General features: G+C 64.4%; 19 protein-coding genes. 6 read left to right on the top strand and 13 right to left on the bottom strand.

Annotated features, from left to right (window positions below):
* Window positions 1-32: 32 nt before the first annotated feature.
* The 4 genes from AC07O3_RS09075 to lexA all read right to left on the bottom strand — a co-directional run bounded on the left by AC07O3_RS09075 (window position 33) and on the right by lexA (window position 3,490).
* The gene (locus tag AC07O3_RS09075) at window positions 33-1,208 is read right to left on the bottom strand and encodes an MFS transporter (protein WP_440531663.1); all 1,176 of its coding nucleotides are present in this window, start codon (window positions 1,206-1,208) and stop codon (window positions 33-35) included.
* Complete coding sequence (locus AC07O3_RS09070) at window positions 1,205-2,212, bottom strand: D-2-hydroxyacid dehydrogenase family protein (protein WP_093056570.1); 1,008 nt, start codon at window positions 2,210-2,212, stop codon at window positions 1,205-1,207. Before AC07O3_RS09070 ends, AC07O3_RS09075 begins: the two co-directional genes overlap by 4 nt.
* 90 nt (window positions 2,213-2,302) lie before the next feature.
* Complete coding sequence (locus tag AC07O3_RS09065; protein ID WP_093056571.1) at window positions 2,303-2,668, bottom strand: hypothetical protein; 366 nt, start codon at window positions 2,666-2,668, stop codon at window positions 2,303-2,305.
* A gap of 138 nt (window positions 2,669-2,806) precedes the next feature.
* A complete protein-coding gene (gene lexA, locus AC07O3_RS09060; RefSeq protein WP_013541704.1) occupies window positions 2,807-3,490 on the bottom strand; it encodes a transcriptional repressor LexA in 684 nt (227 codons plus the stop codon).
* 73 nt (window positions 3,491-3,563) lie between these two features.
* On the opposite strand from lexA, the gene AC07O3_RS09055 reads away from it, so the two are divergent.
* Window positions 3,564-4,529, top strand: coding sequence for an asparaginase (locus AC07O3_RS09055; protein WP_495339128.1), 966 nt, complete (start codon window positions 3,564-3,566; stop codon window positions 4,527-4,529).
* A gap of 48 nt (window positions 4,530-4,577) precedes the next feature.
* Here the strand turns inward: AC07O3_RS09055 and adk are convergent, their stop codons facing one another.
* The 6 genes from adk to AC07O3_RS09025 form a co-directional block, all read right to left on the bottom strand.
* Window positions 4,578-5,234: an adenylate kinase gene (gene adk, locus AC07O3_RS09050; protein WP_093056573.1), complete on the bottom strand. Its 657-nt coding sequence runs from the start codon at window positions 5,232-5,234 to the stop codon at window positions 4,578-4,580.
* Window positions 5,235-5,368: 134 nt separating this feature from the next.
* The gene (gene kdsB, locus AC07O3_RS09045; RefSeq protein WP_495339127.1) at window positions 5,369-6,142 is read right to left on the bottom strand and encodes a 3-deoxy-manno-octulosonate cytidylyltransferase; all 774 of its coding nucleotides are present in this window, start codon (window positions 6,140-6,142) and stop codon (window positions 5,369-5,371) included.
* On the bottom strand, window positions 6,139-6,321 hold the full coding sequence (locus tag AC07O3_RS09040) for a Trm112 family protein (RefSeq protein ID WP_093056575.1): 183 nt from the start codon (window positions 6,319-6,321) through the stop codon (window positions 6,139-6,141). Before AC07O3_RS09040 ends, kdsB begins: the two co-directional genes overlap by 4 nt.
* On the bottom strand, window positions 6,302-7,330 hold the full coding sequence (gene lpxK, locus AC07O3_RS09035) for a tetraacyldisaccharide 4'-kinase (protein ID WP_495339126.1): 1,029 nt from the start codon (window positions 7,328-7,330) through the stop codon (window positions 6,302-6,304). The genes AC07O3_RS09040 and lpxK overlap by 20 nt, the downstream gene beginning before the upstream one ends.
* Complete coding sequence (locus AC07O3_RS09030) at window positions 7,331-7,756, bottom strand: ExbD/TolR family protein (RefSeq protein ID WP_056519147.1); 426 nt, start codon at window positions 7,754-7,756, stop codon at window positions 7,331-7,333. It lies immediately after the preceding gene.
* 100 nt (window positions 7,757-7,856) lie between these two features.
* Entirely contained in the window at window positions 7,857-8,489 is a 633-nt protein-coding gene (locus AC07O3_RS09025) for a MotA/TolQ/ExbB proton channel family protein (protein ID WP_042674017.1), read from the bottom strand.
* 313 nt (window positions 8,490-8,802) lie between these two features.
* On the opposite strand from AC07O3_RS09025, the gene xseA reads away from it, so the two are divergent.
* Together xseA and AC07O3_RS09015 are read left to right on the top strand one after the other, a co-directional pair.
* Window positions 8,803-10,116, top strand: a complete 1,314-nt coding sequence (gene xseA / locus AC07O3_RS09020; protein WP_495339125.1) for an exodeoxyribonuclease VII large subunit — start codon at window positions 8,803-8,805, stop codon at window positions 10,114-10,116.
* Window positions 10,117-10,165: 49 nt separating this feature from the next.
* Window positions 10,166-10,747, top strand: a complete 582-nt coding sequence (locus AC07O3_RS09015; protein WP_426388824.1) for a superoxide dismutase — start codon at window positions 10,166-10,168, stop codon at window positions 10,745-10,747.
* A 70-nt stretch (window positions 10,748-10,817) separates the two neighbouring features.
* Here the strand turns inward: AC07O3_RS09015 and AC07O3_RS09010 are convergent, their stop codons facing one another.
* The 3 genes from AC07O3_RS09010 to AC07O3_RS09000 all read right to left on the bottom strand — a co-directional run bounded on the left by AC07O3_RS09010 (window position 10,818) and on the right by AC07O3_RS09000 (window position 12,069).
* The gene (locus AC07O3_RS09010; protein ID WP_093173288.1) at window positions 10,818-11,276 is read right to left on the bottom strand and encodes a DUF192 domain-containing protein; all 459 of its coding nucleotides are present in this window, start codon (window positions 11,274-11,276) and stop codon (window positions 10,818-10,820) included.
* A gap of 99 nt (window positions 11,277-11,375) precedes the next feature.
* Window positions 11,376-11,576 (bottom strand): hypothetical protein, encoded by a 201-nt coding sequence (locus tag AC07O3_RS09005; protein ID WP_093075170.1) that lies wholly within the window; start codon window positions 11,574-11,576, stop codon window positions 11,376-11,378.
* 154 nt (window positions 11,577-11,730) lie between these two features.
* Window positions 11,731-12,069, bottom strand: coding sequence for a cell envelope biogenesis protein TolA (locus AC07O3_RS09000; RefSeq protein ID WP_093056973.1), 339 nt, complete (start codon window positions 12,067-12,069; stop codon window positions 11,731-11,733).
* A 218-nt stretch (window positions 12,070-12,287) separates the two neighbouring features.
* On the opposite strand from AC07O3_RS09000, the gene icd reads away from it, so the two are divergent.
* From icd to clpA, 3 genes are all read left to right on the top strand, one after another.
* Entirely contained in the window at window positions 12,288-13,547 is a 1,260-nt protein-coding gene (gene icd, locus AC07O3_RS08995) for an NADP-dependent isocitrate dehydrogenase (RefSeq protein ID WP_093073915.1), read from the top strand.
* Window positions 13,548-13,797: 250 nt separating this feature from the next.
* A complete protein-coding gene (gene clpS / locus AC07O3_RS08990) occupies window positions 13,798-14,157 on the top strand; it encodes an ATP-dependent Clp protease adapter ClpS (RefSeq protein ID WP_042674481.1) in 360 nt (119 codons plus the stop codon).
* A 67-nt stretch (window positions 14,158-14,224) separates the two neighbouring features.
* A complete protein-coding gene (gene clpA, locus AC07O3_RS08985; protein WP_093056971.1) occupies window positions 14,225-16,546 on the top strand; it encodes an ATP-dependent Clp protease ATP-binding subunit ClpA in 2,322 nt (773 codons plus the stop codon).
* The last annotated feature ends 46 nt before the right edge of the window (window positions 16,547-16,592 follow it).

The raw sequence follows: 16,592 nt of genomic DNA, 5'->3' as shown, positions 1-16,592 counted from the left end.
TGCAGCCCCGTGCGGACGGGGCGTGACGGGTTTTACGCGGAGGCGTTTTCAGGCTGCGCGGCGCGGCTGCGGTCGATAGCCACGCTCAGCGAAATGGCGATCAGCACCAGGCCCAGGCCGGCCCAGCTCATCCAGGCGCCGGCGTCATTGGCGAGCAGCCAGCCGCCGAGCGCAGCGCCCACGGCCTGGCCGGTATAGATGCCGGAACTGTTGAGCGCCACCGAGCCAGGCGCGAGCGCGGGCGCCAAGCCCACCAGACGGGCCTGCTGGGCCGAATTGGTGGCGAAGCAACCCAGGCCCCAGGGAACGAGCACAACGGCCAGCCAGGCGAGCGTGGAGGCCAGTGGCCACACCAGAAGGCTCGAGGCGATCAGCACGGTCGTGATCAGCACCATGCGGCCGGCGCCCACGCGGTCGATGTACCGGCTGACCACCATGTTGCCGATCAGCCCGCAAACGCCGAACAGCGCCCACATCACGCTCAGCGTGGTGGCGTCGGCGCCGAAGCTCTGCTTGAGGATCGGCCCGAAATAGCTGAACAGCACGAACTGGCCGGCGCCCTGCAGCGCCGTGACCGACACGATGCCCATCAGCACAGGGCTGCGCAGCACACGCAACCATGCTTCGGCGGTCAGTGCGGCAGGGCGGATGCCGCTCGGCAAGGTGAGCCAGATCGATGTCGCGCTCGCGACACTGAGCGCCGCGATTGCCATGAATGCCATGCGCCAGCCCAGATGCCCACCGATCAGCGCGCCGATGGGCAGGCCCAGCACCGATGCCATCGACCAGCCGAGGAAGACGAAGGTGACGGCGCGTCCGCGATGCTCGGGCGGCACCAGCATGCCGGCGCAGGCCGCAGCCTGGGGCGTGAAGATGGCCGGAGCGATCACCGTGAGCATGCGCACTGGAAGCAGGGCGCCGAAGCTCGGCATCAGCGCACAGAGAACGTGGCCGGCGGCGTACCAGAGCAGGGTGATGGCCAGCAGCTGCCGACGGTCCCAGCCCGCGACCGCAGCGGCCAGCAACGGAGCGCCGATGCACATTACCGCCGCGGCAGCCGTGATCAGTTGCCCTGCGGTGGCGACCGTGACCGAGAGCGATGCGCTGATTTCATTGAGCGTGCCGGGCACCACCATCACACCCGTGCCGATCACGAAATTGCCGACGAGCAGCGCCCAGAGCGCTCCCTGTGGCGCCGGCCGGCTCACCGGCGGACCTGCAGCGCGCCGGGATTCACGATGTTCGTGGGGTTGCCGTTGATGTAGCTCACGACGTTGTCGAAGGCCTGCCCGAAATAGCTCTCGTAGCTTTCCTGCTCGACGTAGCCGATGTGCGGCGTGCAGATGCAGTTCTCGAGGCGCAACAGCGCGTGGCCTTGCAACGGCGGTTCGCTCTCGAACACGTCGATGGCGGCCAGCCCGGGGCGGCCGCGGTTGAGTGCGGCGAGCAGGGCGTCGGCTTCGACCAGCTCGGCGCGCGAGGTGTTGACGAAAAGCGCCGTCGGTTTCATGCGCGAGAGGTCTTCCAGCGTGATGAGGCCGTTGGTTTCTTCGTTGAGCCGCAGATGCACCGACAGCACGTCTGCAGCGGCGAAGAACTCGTGGCGGTTCTGCGCGACCTGGAAGCCGTCGGAACGGGCTTTGGCGCAGCTGGCTTCACGGCCCCAGATCACGACCTGCATTCCGAAGGCCTGCCCATAGCGCGCGACCAGCTGGCCGATGCGGCCATAGCCCCAGATGCACAGCGTCTTGCCCTTGAGTACCGAGCCGAGCCCGAAGTTGGGCGGCATCGAGGCCGACTTGAGGCCTGACTGTTGCCATGCACCGTGCTTGAGGTTGCTGATGTACTGGGGCAGCCGGCGCATGGCAGCCATGATGAGCGCCCAAGTGAGCTCCGCAGGCGCTTGCGGAGAGCCCGAGCCTTCCGCCACCGCCACGCCACGCTCGGTGCAGGCTGCGACGTCGATATGCCCGGCGACGCGCCCGGTCTGCGAGATGAGCTTGAGCTTGGGTAGCTTCTCGATCAGCTGGCGCGAGATATGGGTGCGCTCGCGGATCAGCACGATCACGTCGGCATCCTTGAGGCGGACCGATAGTTGCCCGATGCCTTTCACCGTGTTGGTGTAGACCTTGGCCGCGTACGCGTCCAGCTTGGCGGCGCAGCGCAATTTGCGCACGGCGTCCTGGTAATCGTCGAGGATCACAATGTTCATGGCGTGCCATTGTGCCTCGCAGCATTGGAATGTCGTGCCCGTGAACGTTTGGATACCCGCCCCCACAGCCGCTCGCAGGGGTGTTCGGGCTCAATGCAGGCGTGTCGAGCGCGGTGCCGTGGCCATGGTTTCGGCGGTTTCGAGTGCTGCCAGCCGGTCGAGTTCGGCGCAGACGTCGGCCATGCGGCCAGAGATCACGACGCGGTTGCTGTGCTGCTGGCCCTTGCCGTCGACCACGCGGACCACGCGCAACGGGCGCGCCGGTGCTGTGGGCGTTGCAGTGCCGCTGGAGCGGGCAGTGCAGGCGGGGCGTACTGCCACATACCGCAATCCGGCCGAGGTTTCAGCTGCGTCGAGGTGATCCCTGCGGTGAGGGCGGCGTGCCGGCATCAGGCGGCTGGCCAGCGATTGCAGCGGCATCCAGAAATCAGCGATGGCGAGGAGGGCGATTCCCATGTGAACTCCAAAAAAGTATGAGGTTGAACACAGGCAGGATTTCTTGAATCGGCCGCGACAGGGTGATGGCGACTCTTCGCCATACGCCCGCCACCTGTTGCTGCCGGATGGGGTGCTGCGGAAAGCAGGCCGTGAGGCCTACATCAGCATGGTGTTGCGGATGAGCCCCACTGCGAGGCCTTCGATTTCGAACGGCTCGCCGGGCTGGACGATGATGGTCGGGTAGTCGGGGTTCTCGGCGTGCAGCTCGATGACCTGCTTGTTGCGCTTCAGGCGCTTGACGGTCACTTCGTCACCCAGGCGCGCGACCACGATCTGGCCGTTGCGCGCTTCCTTGGTGGCTTGCACCGCGAGAAGGTCGCCATCCATGATGCCGGCGTCGCGCATCGACATGCCGCGCACCTTGAGCAGGTAGTCGGGCTGGCGCTGGAACAACGTGTTCTCGACGTAGTAGGTCTGGTCGACGTGCTCTTGCGCGAGGATGGGGGAGCCGGCTGCGACGCGACCGATGAGCGGCAACGCCAGCTGGGCCATGCCGGGCAGCGAGAGCGAGAACTGGCCGCCCTCGCGGTGGCGCGTTTCATTGAGAGAGCGCAAGGCGTCGCCCTTGAGGCGGATGCCGCGGGAGGTGCCGCTGACCAGCTCGATGACGCCCTTGCGGGCTAGTGCCTGCAGGTGCTCTTCGGCGGCGTTGGCCGACTTGAACCCGAGCTCATTGGCGATTTCGGCGCGGGTGGGTGGCGCACCAGTGCGTGCGATGGCGCTCTGGATGAGATCCAGGATCTGCTGCTGGCGGGCTGTAAGCTTCACGGCGAACTGCATATGTGGTTCCTTGCGGCACTGGCTAGATATCCAGTACCTGTATTTTTAACCAGTTTTTAAAAGTTGACAAGCCATGGTCAATTCCTCTTCGCCTGAAGTGCGCCGTCGTGTGGTGGTTTTGGGCACCGGCGGCACCATTGCTGGCCGGGCAGCCAGCAGCGGCGACAACATCGGCTACACCGCCGGGCAGGTGGGCGTTGCCGATCTGCTGGGCGGGATCGAGGCGTCCGAGGGCGTCGCTCTGGAGGCAGAGCAGGTGGCGCAGGTCGACAGCAAGGACATGTCGTTCGACATCTGGCAGCAGTTGGCCCGACGCTGTGCGCACTGGTTGGCGCAGGCCGACGTGGCGGGTGTGGTGATCACGCATGGCACCGACACGCTCGAAGAGACGGCGTTCTTCCTGCACTCGGTGCTGGCTCCGTCCAAGCCCGTGGTGCTCACCTGCGCGATGCGTCCGGCCACCGCACTGGCGCCCGACGGACCGCAGAACGTGCGCGACGCCATCAGCGTTGCCGCGACGGAAGGCGCACGGGGCGTGACCGTGGTGTGCGCCGGCGCAATCCACAGCGGCATCGACATCCAGAAAGTGCACACCTACCGACTCGATGCTTTTGCTTCAGGTGATGCGGGGCCGGTCGGCTACGTCGAGGAAGGAGAGGTACGCCGTGTCCGGGAGTGGCCTGAGGGATCGGCGTCGCAGGCGTCGAAGCTCTTCGAGGCGACCAGCGTGCAGTGGCCCCGCGTCGAGATCGTCATGAGCCATGCCGGCGCCAGCGGAGCTGTGATCGAAGCCCTGCTGCAGCACGGCGCTGCCGGGCCCGTGCGCGGGCTGGTGCTCGCCGCCACCGGCAACGGCACCCTGCACCATGCGTTGGAAGCGTCAGCGCTCAAGGCGCAGGACGCGGGCGTTGCGGTGGTTCGAGCTACTCGCTGCGCGAATGGACCCATCCTGCCGAAGGCCGGGGATCAGCTCCGCGATGCGGGTGCGCTGACGCCCGTGAAGGCGCGCATCGCGCTGATGCTGGAACTGCTGGGGTGAAAACAAAACCGCCCCATTGAAGGGGCGGTTTCGGAAATCAGATCAGGATCAGCTGCTCAGTGCAGCCAGCGCACGCTGCGTGATCTCGTCAACCGTGCCCACGCCCTTGATGGCACGGTACTTCGGCGCGGCGGCCGGGTCGGTCTTGGCCCAGGCGGAGTAGTAGTCGACCAGCGGGCGTGTCTGCTGGCTGTACACGTCGAGCCGCTTGCGCACGGTTTCTTCCTTGTCGTCTTCGCGCTGGATCAGGTCTTCACCGGTCACGTCGTCCTTGCCTTCCACCTTGGGCGGATTGAACTTGACGTGGTAGGTGCGGCCCGATGCCGGGTGCGAGCGACGGCCGCTCATGCGTTCGATGATGTCGCCGAAGGGCACGTCGATTTCGAGCACGTAGTCGAGCTTGACGCCGGCTGCCTTCATGGCGTCGGCCTGGGGGATGGTGCGCGGGAAACCGTCGAACAGGAAGCCGGCTGCGCAATCGGGCTGCGCAATGCGTTCCTTGACGAGATTGATGATCAGGTCGTCGCTGACAAGGGCGCCTGCGTCCATGACGGCCTTGGCCTGTAGCCCGAGCGGCGTCCCCGCCTTGACGGCGGCGCGCAGCATGTCGCCGGTCGAAATCTGGGGAATGCTGTATTTCTGGCAAATGAAGGCCGCTTGCGTGCCTTTGCCCGCCCCGGGCGCGCCCAGCAAAATTAGTCTCATGGTGTCCTCGGACGGTTCTTAGATTTTGTGTCGCGCCGAGCGTCGGCCCAAGGGCTGGGCAAGGCGGAGTTGCGTCGAGGATAGCACGCGTGCCCTCGAAGAATTCCGGCCGCTCGCGCAGGCATGGGAGCGCCTCAGGCGGGGGGCGCGGCGGCGAAGACGGCGCGTACGCGCGCCAGGTCTTCGGGCGTGTCGATGCCCGGTCCGGGCGCGACATGGCTCACGTGTACCGCGATGCGATGGCCGTGCCACAGCGCGCGCAGCTGTTCGAGTGCCTCGGTCGCCTCGACGGGAGCCGGTGGCAGTGACGGAAACTGCCGCACGAAGCCCGCGCGATAGCCGTAGATGCCGATGTGGCGCAGCGGGGCAGGGGTGGGCAGTACCGCAGGCGCCGAGCCGTTGGCGGAGCCGTCGCGCCACCACGGGATTGGTGCGCGGCTGAAGTACATGGCGTTGCCCTGTGCATTGAGCACGGTCTTCACCACGTTGGGGTTCATGAAGTCGCCGACAGAGTCGATCTCGTGGGCGGCCGTGCTCATCGCGGCTTCCGCATGGGTGGCCAGCGTGGATGCCACGGCGTCGATCAGCGCGGGGTCGATCAGCGGCTCGTCGCCTTGAACGTTGACGACGATGTCGTCGCCGTCAAGGCCCAGCAGTTCGCAGGCTTCGGCCAGTCGATCGGTGCCACTGGGATGGTCCTGACGAGTGAGGATGGCCTCGACACCGTGCGCCTGGCATGCCGCAATGATGGATGGATCGTCGCCGGCGACCACCACGCGCGCCGCGCCGGATTCGCTGGCGCGCTGCGCCACGCGCACCACCATGGGCACGCCGGCGATGTCGGCCAGGGGTTTGTTGGGAAGCCGTGTCGACGCCAGGCGCGCCGGCACCAGAACGGTGAAGCTCACAGCCCGAGCTCTTCGTCGGAGAGCGTGCGTGCTTCGTTTTCGAGCAGCACCGGAATGCCGTCGCGCACCGGATAGGCAAGGCGCGCGCTGCGCGAGCAGAGCTCCTGCTTCTCGGGGTTCCAGGTCAGCGGCCCCTTGGTGACGGGGCAGACGAGCAGTTCAAGCAGCTTGATATCCATCGAGCGATGATAGCTTTGCGTCGAGCGCGGCGAAGAAATCCGCGGAGGGCGCGAACTCCAGCGGCACGGCCAGCGCATCGGGCGCCTTGCGCCACAGTTTGATGGCGTCTTTTTCGGTGCAGATGAGGGTATGCCCAGTGCCAGCAGGGCGCTGCCAATCCTCGAAATCGAAGTGATCGGGCAATGCAATGGCGTCGGCGAGCGTCAGGCCGCGCGCGCGCAGCATGTCGAAGAAGGCCTCGGGCCGTGCGATCGCCGCCAGTGCGGTCACGGGCTGGCCCGCAAGGGCAGCCAATGGCATACGCTTCCCGTCACTGCCCAACGCATCGTGCGCGAGAGCCCGGGTGGCCGTATAGCCCCCGGCAAAGGCCGGCTGTGCCCCGCTGTGCAGCACCAGATCGCATCGGCGTGGCCAGGCTTCGCGCAACGGACCCGCGGGCAGCCGCCAGCCGTTGCCGACGCCCCGGTCGTCGAACACGCAGATCTCGATGTCGCGCGCGAGCGCCAGGTGCTGCAGCCCGTCGTCGCTGACGATGACCTGCGTGGCCGGATGCCGTTCGAGCAGCGCCCGCGCAGCATCGATGCGCTGGCGTGCCACGAACATCGGCGCCCTTGTGGCATGGTGAATCAACGCAGGCTCGTCGCCGACATCCTGCGGATCGCTGTCGCCGAGCACTTCGCGGCAGTCATCGGTGCGGCGGCCGTAGCCGCGCGACACCACGCCGACCCGAAATCCCCGAGCTTGCAGATGCCGGACAACAGCCATGACGACCGGAGTCTTGCCGGCCCCGCCCGCAATCACATTGCCGACCACGATCACCGGGACGCGCACACGCTCAGTCCGCAGCCACCCCACGCGATAGAGCCAGCCACGCACGGCGAAAAGCGCAGCGTAGATGAGCGACAGCGGCCACAGCAGGCAAGCCAGAGGGCCACGGCTCAACCAGGCGTTCTGCAGCCGCGAAGCCGACGGCGAACCCGTGTTGCCGCTGCTGCTGTCGGAAGGCACTCAGTGCCCGGCTTGCGCCGTCGACTGTGCGGCGAAGGTGATCTGCATCAGGCCGGCGCGGCGCGCGGCCTCCATCACCGTCACCACGGCCTGGTGCGGGCTGGTCGCGTCGGCGCTGATGATCACCACGCTGTCCTTGCCGCCCGTGGCCGCGGCGGCGAGGGCGGCCGTCACGGTCTCAACGCTGCGGTCGGCCACCGGGGTCTTGTTGATCGAGTAGCGGCCGTCGGCCGATACCGCCACGATCACTTCCTTCGGGTAGTCGCGCTGCGCGTCGACGTCCGCCGTGGGCAGCCGCAGTTGCATCTCGGTGAATTTGCTGTAGGTGGTCGACAGCATCAGGAAGATCAGGATCACCAGCAGCACGTCGATGAACGGGATCAGGTTGATCTCCGGCTCGTCGCGAGCGCCGTGGCGGAACTGCATGCGGGCGCGGGTCATGACAAGCCTCCGCCGGGCCGCCCCAAGGAGGCGGCGGCCCCCTCGGGGGGCAGCGCAGCACACGCAGTGGCAAGCGTGGGGGTCATCATTTGCGCAGGGCGTTCAGGTGGCGGGCGAAACGCTCGCCCGAGAGTTCGAGATTCAGCAGGTACTCGTCGACCCGGCTGCGGAAGTAGCGCCAGAAGATCAGCGTCGGAATGGCGACGATCAGGCCGAAGGCGGTGTTGTAGAGCGCGATCGAGATGCCGTGCGCCAGTTGCGCCGGATTGCCTGAGCCCACTGCGCCGCTGCCCGGCGACTGCGAGCCGAAGATCTCGATCATTCCGATCACCGTGCCCAGCAGCCCCAGCAGCGGGGCTGCCGAGGCGATGGTGGCCAGGGCAGGCAGGTAGCGCTCGAGCTTGTGCGCCACGGTGCGGCCGGAAGCTTCCATGGCGGCGCGCAGGTCGTCTTCAGTGCAGCGCGGATTGGCGTTCAGAGCGCGCAGGCCCGCGGCCAGCACCTGGCCGAGCATCGAGTTGCGTTCAAGTTTGGTCACGATGTCCGGGCCGGGAATGGCGCCGTGCGACACGGTGATGGTTTCGTCGAGCAGCTTCGGCGGCAGTACCCTCACGGTCTTGAGACTCGTGAAACGTTCTATAACCAGCGCGAGCGCAATGACTGAACAAGCGAGCAAGGGCCAGATTGGCCAACCCGCGGCAACTATGATGGAAAACAAGAAAATCCTCCGGCCCGTAGACTGCAAATGCGCGGCGATTATCCACTGAGCCCACCATCAGCACGCGCCTTGTTTTTGTGTCGGCAAGGACGCACAGATTCTGTGGATAACTTTGTGATTAACCTGCTGCGCAACTCATCCGGACCCGCATGGGGCGGCCTTTCCGCTAGATCGACTGAATTTTGAGCAGCACTTTTTTCAATGAAATCAATGGCTTGCACGAGAAACCGTGCGCCTGCCCCGCACCGGGGTCTGAAGACAGGGGGCGTGCGGCCCGTTGTGGAAGAGTGGCATTTGGCCGAGCGTGCATTTTGTGAACTTGCGTGAATCGAATTCCGCGCCCGGGCCACGCGTCTGGGCAGTCGGCGCGTTGTGCCACGCGGTGGCCGACGCGCTCGATGCGCGCTTCAATCCGGTGACCGTGCGCGGCGAGATCTCGGGTTTTTCGCGCGCGTCAAGTGGACATTGTTACTTCGCGCTCAAGGACGAGTCGGGCCAGCTGCGCTGCGCGATGTTCCGCCGGGCAGCCGGTTTGCTCGACTTTTCGCCCCGCGATGGCGATCAGGTCGAGGTGCGCGGGCGTCTTGCGGTGTACGAGCCACGCGGCGATCTTCAACTGGTTGTAGAGAGTCTGCGGCGAGCCGGGCAGGGCGCCTTGTTCGAGCAGTTCATGCAACGCAAGGCACGCCTGGAAGCCGAAGGACTCTTCGATCCGGCGCGCAAGCGAGCGCTACCGGCCATGCCGCGCGCGGTCGGTGTCGTCACGTCGCTAGGCGCGGCCGCCTTGCACGACGTGGTGACGGCGCTGCGAAGGCGCGTTCCACACATTCCGGTCGTGCTTGCACCAGCGGCAGTGCAAGGAGCCAATGCGCCGGCCGAACTGGTGCGGGCACTGCAATCGCTCTATGACCTCGCCCCTGCGGTCGACGTGATCTTGCTGGTGCGTGGCGGTGGCTCCATCGAAGACCTCTGGGCCTTCAACGACGAGACCCTGGCGCGCACCATCGTGCAGAGCCCGGTCCCGTTGGTCAGTGGTGTGGGGCACGAAACCGACTTCACCATCGCAGATTTCTGCGCCGATCTGCGCGCGCCCACGCCAACCGCCGCGGCGGAATTGGTGAGTGCGCCGCGCGACATGTGGCTCGGTGCGCTCGATCTGCTCGACGAGCGTCTCGGCGATGCGCTGGGCGGGCGCCTCGACGCCCTCGGGCAGCGCGTCGACCAGGCGGCGGGGCGTCTCGGCCGACCCTCGAACCTGGTGACGCGCCAGCAACTGCGCCTAGCGCACCATGTGCAGCGCCTTCGATATGCGGTGCTGTCGAGACGGGAGCGCCTGTCGCAGGCGCCCCGGTCAATCGCCGCCGACTTTCCCTTGAAGCTGGGGCGTGCGCTGGTGCAGCGTCGCGAGCGCCTGGAACGCGTGGCCTTGCGTATGCGGCTGCTCGATCCAGCACTGGTCTTGCAGCGCGGCTATGCGTGGCTGACCGATACAGACGGTCATGCGATCGTCAGCGCAACGCAACTGGCGGCGGGCGACGCCGTCAAGGCGCGGCTCGCCGATGGCGAAGTCGACCTGACCGTCACTCCGGGCGACGCGACGGGAACGCGTCCGACGCTGCCTCAATAATTACTTCCTAGAATCCCTGACTCCCACAACCAACCCACGAGAAAAAACCATGGAACATGTGCTCCCACCCCTGCCGTACGCCCTCGACGCGCTGGCACCCGAGTATTCGAAGGAAACCCTCGAATATCACTACGGCAAGCACCACAACGCCTACGTGGTGAACCTCAACAACCTGCAAAAGGGCACCGAGTTCGAGTCGCTCACGCTCGAAGAGATCATCAAGAAGTCCAGCGGCGGCATCTACAACAACGCTGCCCAGATCTGGAACCATACCTTCTTCTGGAACTGCATGAAGCCCCAAGGCGGCGGCGCTCCCACCGGCGCGCTGGCCAAGGCCATCGATGCCAAGTGGGGCAGCTACGACGCGTTCAAGGAAGCTTTCGTGAAGTCGGCCGTGGGCAACTTCGGTTCGGGCTGGACGTGGCTCGTGAAGAAGGCCGACGGCTCCGTGGACATCGTGAACACCGGCGCCGCCGGCACGCCGCTGACCACTGCAGACACAGCGCTGCTGACGGTGGACGTCTGGGAACACGCCTACTACATCGACTATCGCAACCTGCGCCCGAAGTTCGTCGAGACCTTCCTGGCCAAGCTGGTGAACTGGGACTTCGTCGCCAAGAACTTCGGCTGAGCCCGGGGCTCCCCATCAAAAAAGCCGACCCCAAGGGTCGGCTTTTTTGTGGGCTTCAGGCAGCAGAAGCTCAGCGCTTGGTGGCTGCGAACAGTTCGCCGCCGAGCTTTGCGCCCTTCTTGATGTTCTTCTTGGCGAACCAGCCCTGGTTCATTTCGAGCACGTAGCGCACGGGCTCCAGGGAGCAGTGCGAGTTCTCGGTCATGGGTTGCATGTCGACCAGATTGACGATGCGGCCATCGTCGGCCACGAAAGCGGCAGTCAGCGGAAGGATCGTGTTGCGCATCCAGAAGCACTGAGTGGCAGGCTGCTCGAACACGAAGATCATGCCTTCAGCCTGCGGCATTTCCTTGCGGAACATCAGGCCGATTTCGCGTTGCAGGGGTGTTTGCGCAATCTGCGCATCGATCTTGTACAGGCCGACCGACAACTGCGTGCGCGGCAGGTCAGTCTGGGGTTGCTGCTGGGCGTGCGCAGGCATCATGAAGGACGCGGACGCGAGGAGCAGGGCGGCTAGACGCTGGAACATCGGGCAACTCTTTCAGGGCGGGGTCAGGGCCCGGCCTAAATCAAAAAAACGCCAATAAAAATGCCCGCTGATGCGGGCATTGCCGGTGAGCGTGAAAGCTTACACCTTCTTGGCAGCGGCCGTGTGGGCCTTGGCCACGTGGCTGACCTTGTGCTTCTTGGCCGCAGCGTGCTTCTTGGCAGGCGCGTGCTTGGCGGCCTTGGGAGCGGCTGCGGGAGCAGCGGTGGTGGGTTCGGCTTGTTGAGCGAAAGCACCGGCAGCGAAGAGACCAGCGACCAGGGCTGCGAGCAGCTTGTTCATGAACATATCCTTTGAAATTCGTTGATTTGGATTGCCCTCCCTGCGGAAGGTAGACATTCAACGGAGGCCGATTCCTGCGGTTGACAGCAGAACGCTTGCGGCAGGCGAAAAAAAAAGCGCTCCGAAGAGCGCTCTTTTCTGGGGCTGGGCCGACTTACTTGGCGCCTGCCATGTCAGGCGTACCGCCTTGGGTCGACTTGCGCTTCACGCTGCCGTCCTTGTTGCGACGACGCTGGTCGCGGGTGCTTGCGCGCTTCTCGCCAGAGGCAGCAGCCTTGTCGGCACCGATGGCGCCGCCTTCGGGCGTCTTGGCTTCGTCGCCAGCGGCAGCCTTGACTTGGCCAGCGGGCTTGGCAGCCTTCTTGGCTTCGGCACGTTGCTGCGACTTGCTGTTGGTGGCGTTACCTTGCTCAGGCGTCGTACCGGCCGGGTTTTGGGCGTAGGCGCCAGCGGCGAACAGGCCAGCGATCATGACTGCGAGAATTTTGCTCATTGATGATTCCTCTATCGAGAATTGGTTGGAAACGCCTCCCGGCGAGCAGAAGGTCAGCCACTAACGAGCCCATTGGCTCGCCGGTTGACAAACGCTTGCTGATGGGTTGCGTCTAAAATGTACAGCGATTTGTTCGCGGGCTGTACAGCGAATCCACCCCGTGTCTGAATTCGCTGACAGTCGTCAAAATTACGTCAATCCCGGAGCCATCCCCCCTCATGACCAGTTATCAGCACATCAAAGTCCCGACCGAAGGTCAGAAGATCACGGTCAACGCCGACAACTCGCTGAATGTGCCTGACCAACCGATCATTCCCTTCATCGAAGGCGACGGGACTGGCCTGGACATCACGCCAGTGATGCTGAAGGTGGTGGACGCAGCGGTGGCCAAGGCCTATGGCGGCAAGAAGAAGATCCACTGGATGGAGGTCTATGCCGGCGAAAAGTCGACCAAGGTCTATGGTCCCGACGTCTGGCTCCCCGAGGAAACCCTGCACGCTGTGCGCGACTACGTTGTCTCCATCAAGGGCCCGTTGACCACGCCCGTCGGCGGCGGCATCCGCTCGCTGAACGTCGCGCTGCGCCAGGAACTCGACCTTTATGTCTGCCTGCGCCCCATCCAGTATTTCGAAGGCGTGCCGAGCCCGGTGCGCGAGCCGCACAAGACCAACATGGTGATCTTCCGCGAGAACTCGGAAGACATCTACGCGGGCATCGAGTTCGAAGCCGAGAGCGACAAGGCCAAGAAGCTCATCAAGTTCCTGCAGGACGAGATGGGTGTCAAGAAGATCCGTTTCCCCAACACCTCGGGCATCGGCGTCAAGCCCGTGTCGAGGGAAGGCACCGAGCGCCTCGTGCGCAAGGCATTCCAGTACGCCATCGACAACGACAAGCCCAGCGTCACCTTGGTGCACAAGGGCAACATCATGAAGTTCACCGAAGGTGGCTTCCGTGACTGGGGTTACGGCCTCGCAGCCAAGGAGTTCGGCGCCGAACTGATCGACGGTGGCCCGTGGATGAAGTTCAAGAATCCGAAGACGGGCAAAGAAATCACCGTCAAGGACAGCATCGCCGATGCATTCCTCCAGCAGATCCTGCTGCGTCCCGCCGAGTACAGCGTGATCGCCACGCTCAACCTCAACGGCGACTACGTGTCGGACGCGCTGGCCGCGCAGGTCGGTGGCATCGGCATCGCCCCGGGCGCAAACCTGAGCGACACCGTCGCCATGTTCGAAGCCACCCACGGCACGGCACCCAAGTACGCCGGCAAAGACTACGTGAACCCAGGCTCCGAAATCCTCTCGGCTGAAATGATGCTGCGCCACATGGGCTGGAAGGAGGCTGCCGACCTGATCATCAGCTCGATGGAAAAATCTATTGCCAGCAAGAAGGTCACCTATGACTTCGCCCGCCTGATGGACGGCGCGACGCAGGTAAGCTGCTCGGGCTTCGGCCAGGTGATGATCGACCACATGTAATTGCCGTGTGCTTCGACGTCTTGCGACGTCGTTGCAATGCAATGGGCCCTTGAACTTCCAGAAGGAATTCAAGGGCTTTTTATTGGCTCTTCGATCAGGCCGCGGCCATCCCTTTTTGCCTAAAACTCTCCGCAGGTGCGCTTCATCAAAAAAGCTGTCGCAACCGCCGCAATGCCCTTGAATTGTCGGATACGCGCCACCAAGTTTTTTTCGCCGGCACGGTGCTTGCACGCTCTATAGAATCTTTTTCATGGCAACGAGAATTCCCAAAACTCCCAGCACTCCACCGGCCCAGAAGCCGGCCGGGGATGACGGAGATTCGGTCGTCCTGGAGCGCCGGCCGCAGAAAACCGCGCCGCCCCAGATGTACCAGGTGGTCATGCTGAACGACGACTACACCCCTATGGAGTTCGTGATCGTCGTGCTGCAGGAATATTTCAGCAAGGACCGAGAAACCGCGACCCAGATCATGTTGAAGATCCACCTCGATGGCCGCGGCGTCTGTGGGGTCTATTCCCGCGACATGGCGGCCACCAAGGTCAATCAGGTCATGGAAGCGGCGCAGCAGGCTGGGCACCCGCTGCAATGTGTCAGTGAGCCAGTTGCGTGAACCTGTTGAATTGCGCAAGCTCCAACCCATCTGAGAACTTATTTACAGCAAGGCAAAAGGAAATCACATGATTGCCCAGGAACTGGAAGTCAGCTTGCACATGGCCTTTGTCGAGGCCCGGCAGCAGCGCCACGAGTTCATCACCGTGGAGCATCTGCTGCTCGCTTTGCTGGACAACCCGAGCGCCGCAGAAGTTCTGCGCGCCTGCTCGGCGAACGTCGACGACCTTCGGGCGTCGCTCACCAACTTCATCAAGGACAACACGCCTCAGGTGGCGGGTACCGACGATGTAGACACCCAGCCGACCCTGGGTTTCCAGCGCGTCATCCAGCGCGCCATCATGCATGTGCAGTCCACCGGCAACGGCAAGAAGGAAGTCACCGGCGCCAACGTGCTGGTCGCGATCTTCGGTGAGAAGGACTCGCACGCCGTGTACTACCTGCACCAGCAGGGCGTCACCCGCCTCGACGTGGTCAACTTTATTGCCCACGGCATCAAGAAGAGCGATCCGCCGGAAGCCGTCAAGGGCAGCGGCGAAGCGCCTTCGGGCGAAGGCGAAGACGGTGGTGGCGAGCGCAACGAGAAGGCGTCGCCGCTCGAGCAGTTCACGCAAAACCTCAACCAGATGGCCAAGGACGGCAAGATCGATCCGCTGATCGGCCGTGAGTACGAGGTCGAGCGCGTCATCCAGATCCTGTGCCGCCGGCGCAAGAACAACCCGCTGCTGGTGGGTGAAGCTGGCGTGGGCAAGACTGCCATCGCCGAAGGCCTCGCATGGCGCATCACGCAGGGTGACGTGCCGGAAATCCTGGCCGAGTCGAACGTGTTCTCGCTCGACATGGGCGCGCTGCTGGCCGGCACCAAGTACCGCGGCGACTTCGAACAGCGCCTGAAGGGCGTTCTCAAGTCGCTCAAGGACAAGCCGAACGCCATCCTGTTCATCGACGAAATCCACACCCTGATCGGTGCGGGCGCAGCCTCGGGCGGCACGCTCGACGCGTCGAACCTGCTCAAGCCGGCGCTCTCCAGCGGCCAGCTCAAGTGCATCGGCGCGACCACCTTCACGGAATACCGCGGCATCTTCGAAAAGGATGCGGCCCTGTCGCGTCGCTTCCAGAAGGTCGACGTGGTCGAGCCGTCGGTGCAGGAAACCGTCGACATCCTGAAGGGCCTGAAGTCGCGCTTCGAGGAACACCATGGCGTGAAGTACGCCGTGGCGGCCCTGCAGGCCGCGGCCGAGCTCAGCGCCAAGTACATCAATGATCGTCATCTGCCCGACAAGGCCATCGACGTCATCGACGAAGCTGGCGCCGCCCAGCGCATCCTGCCGCCGAGCAAGCGCAAGAAGACCATCAGCAAGACGGAAGTCGAGGAAATCGTGGCGAAGATCGCGCGCATTCCCCCGGCCAACGTCAGCAACGACGACCGCAGCAAGCTGCAGACCATCGAGCGCGACCTCAAGAGCGTGGTGTTCGGCCAGGACAAGGCACTCGAAGTGCTGGCCTCCGCGGTCAAGATGGCACGCTCGGGCCTGGGCAAGGGCGACAAGCCGATCGGCTCGTTCCTGTTCTCCGGCCCCACGGGCGTCGGCAAGACCGAAGCGGCGAAGCAGCTGGCCTACATCATGGGCATCGAGCTGATCCGCTTCGACATGTCGGAGTACATGGAGCGTCACGCGGTGAGTCGCCTGATCGGCGCGCCTCCGGGCTACGTCGGTTTCGACCAGGGCGGCCTGCTGACCGAAGCCGTCACGAAGAAGCCGCACGCGGTGCTGCTGCTCGACGAAATCGAGAAGGCACACCCGGACATCTTCAACGTGCTGCTGCAGGTCATGGACCATGGCACGCTGACGGACAACAACGGGCGCAAGGCCGACTTCCGCAACGTCATCATCATCATGACGACGAATGCGGGTGCCGAGACCATGAACAAGGCGACCATCGGCTTCACCAACCCGCGCCAGGCGGGCGACGAAATGGGCGACATCAAGCGCCTGTTCTCGCCCGAGTTCCGCAACCGGCTGGATGCCATCGTCAACTTCAAGGCGCTCGATGAGAACATCATCCTGCGCGTGGTCGACAAGTTCCTGCTCCAGCTGGAAACGCAACTCAGCGAGAAGAAGGTGGAAGTCACCTTCAGCGACAAGCTGCGCAAGCACCTGGCGAAGAAGGGCTTCGATCCGTTGATGGGTGCACGCCCGATGCAGCGTCTGATCCAGGACACGATCCGTCGTGCGCTGGCCGACGAGCTGCTGTTCGGTCGCCTGACCGACGGCGGCCGCCTCGAAGTCGACCTCGACGACAAGGACGAAGTGCTGCTCGACATCCAGCCGCTTTCGAAGAAGGAAGGCAAGTCGAAGCCCGAAGCTGAAGAAGCTGCGACAGGTTGAAAGAACCGGGCAGTCCGCGGCCGATGAGGTCGCGGAACCGCCTCCA

The sequence above is a fragment of the Variovorax sp. GW821-FHT09D05 genome, from assembly GCF_059416325.1.
This window is presented reverse-complemented; position numbering and strand designations above follow the sequence as displayed.

What these genes read in the sequence shown, in the direction of transcription:
- AC07O3_RS09070 (WP_093056570.1), bottom strand. Translation starts at nt 2,212, where the DNA reads ATGAACATTGTGATCCTCGACGATTACCAGGACGCCGTGCGCAAATTG.
- AC07O3_RS09065 (WP_093056571.1), bottom strand. Translation starts at nt 2,668, where the DNA reads ATGGGAATCGCCCTCCTCGCCATCGCTGATTTCTGGATGCCGCTGCAA.
- AC07O3_RS09015 (WP_426388824.1), top strand. Translation starts at nt 10,166, where the DNA reads ATGGAACATGTGCTCCCACCCCTGCCGTACGCCCTCGACGCGCTGGCA.
- clpS (WP_042674481.1), top strand. Translation starts at nt 13,798, where the DNA reads ATGGCAACGAGAATTCCCAAAACTCCCAGCACTCCACCGGCCCAGAAG.
- AC07O3_RS09040 (WP_093056575.1), bottom strand. Translation starts at nt 6,321, where the DNA reads ATGGATATCAAGCTGCTTGAACTGCTCGTCTGCCCCGTCACCAAGGGG.
- lexA (WP_013541704.1), bottom strand. Translation starts at nt 3,490, where the DNA reads ATGCAGTTCGCCGTGAAGCTTACAGCCCGCCAGCAGCAGATCCTGGAT.
- AC07O3_RS09055 (WP_495339128.1), top strand. Translation starts at nt 3,564, where the DNA reads ATGGTCAATTCCTCTTCGCCTGAAGTGCGCCGTCGTGTGGTGGTTTTG.
- AC07O3_RS09005 (WP_093075170.1), bottom strand. Translation starts at nt 11,576, where the DNA reads ATGAACAAGCTGCTCGCAGCCCTGGTCGCTGGTCTCTTCGCTGCCGGT.
- clpA (WP_093056971.1), top strand. Translation starts at nt 14,225, where the DNA reads ATGATTGCCCAGGAACTGGAAGTCAGCTTGCACATGGCCTTTGTCGAG.
- AC07O3_RS09030 (WP_056519147.1), bottom strand. Translation starts at nt 7,756, where the DNA reads ATGCAGTTCCGCCACGGCGCTCGCGACGAGCCGGAGATCAACCTGATC.
- adk (WP_093056573.1), bottom strand. Translation starts at nt 5,234, where the DNA reads ATGAGACTAATTTTGCTGGGCGCGCCCGGGGCGGGCAAAGGCACGCAA.
- AC07O3_RS09010 (WP_093173288.1), bottom strand. Translation starts at nt 11,276, where the DNA reads ATGTTCCAGCGTCTAGCCGCCCTGCTCCTCGCGTCCGCGTCCTTCATG.
- icd (WP_093073915.1), top strand. Translation starts at nt 12,288, where the DNA reads ATGACCAGTTATCAGCACATCAAAGTCCCGACCGAAGGTCAGAAGATC.
- AC07O3_RS09000 (WP_093056973.1), bottom strand. Translation starts at nt 12,069, where the DNA reads ATGAGCAAAATTCTCGCAGTCATGATCGCTGGCCTGTTCGCCGCTGGC.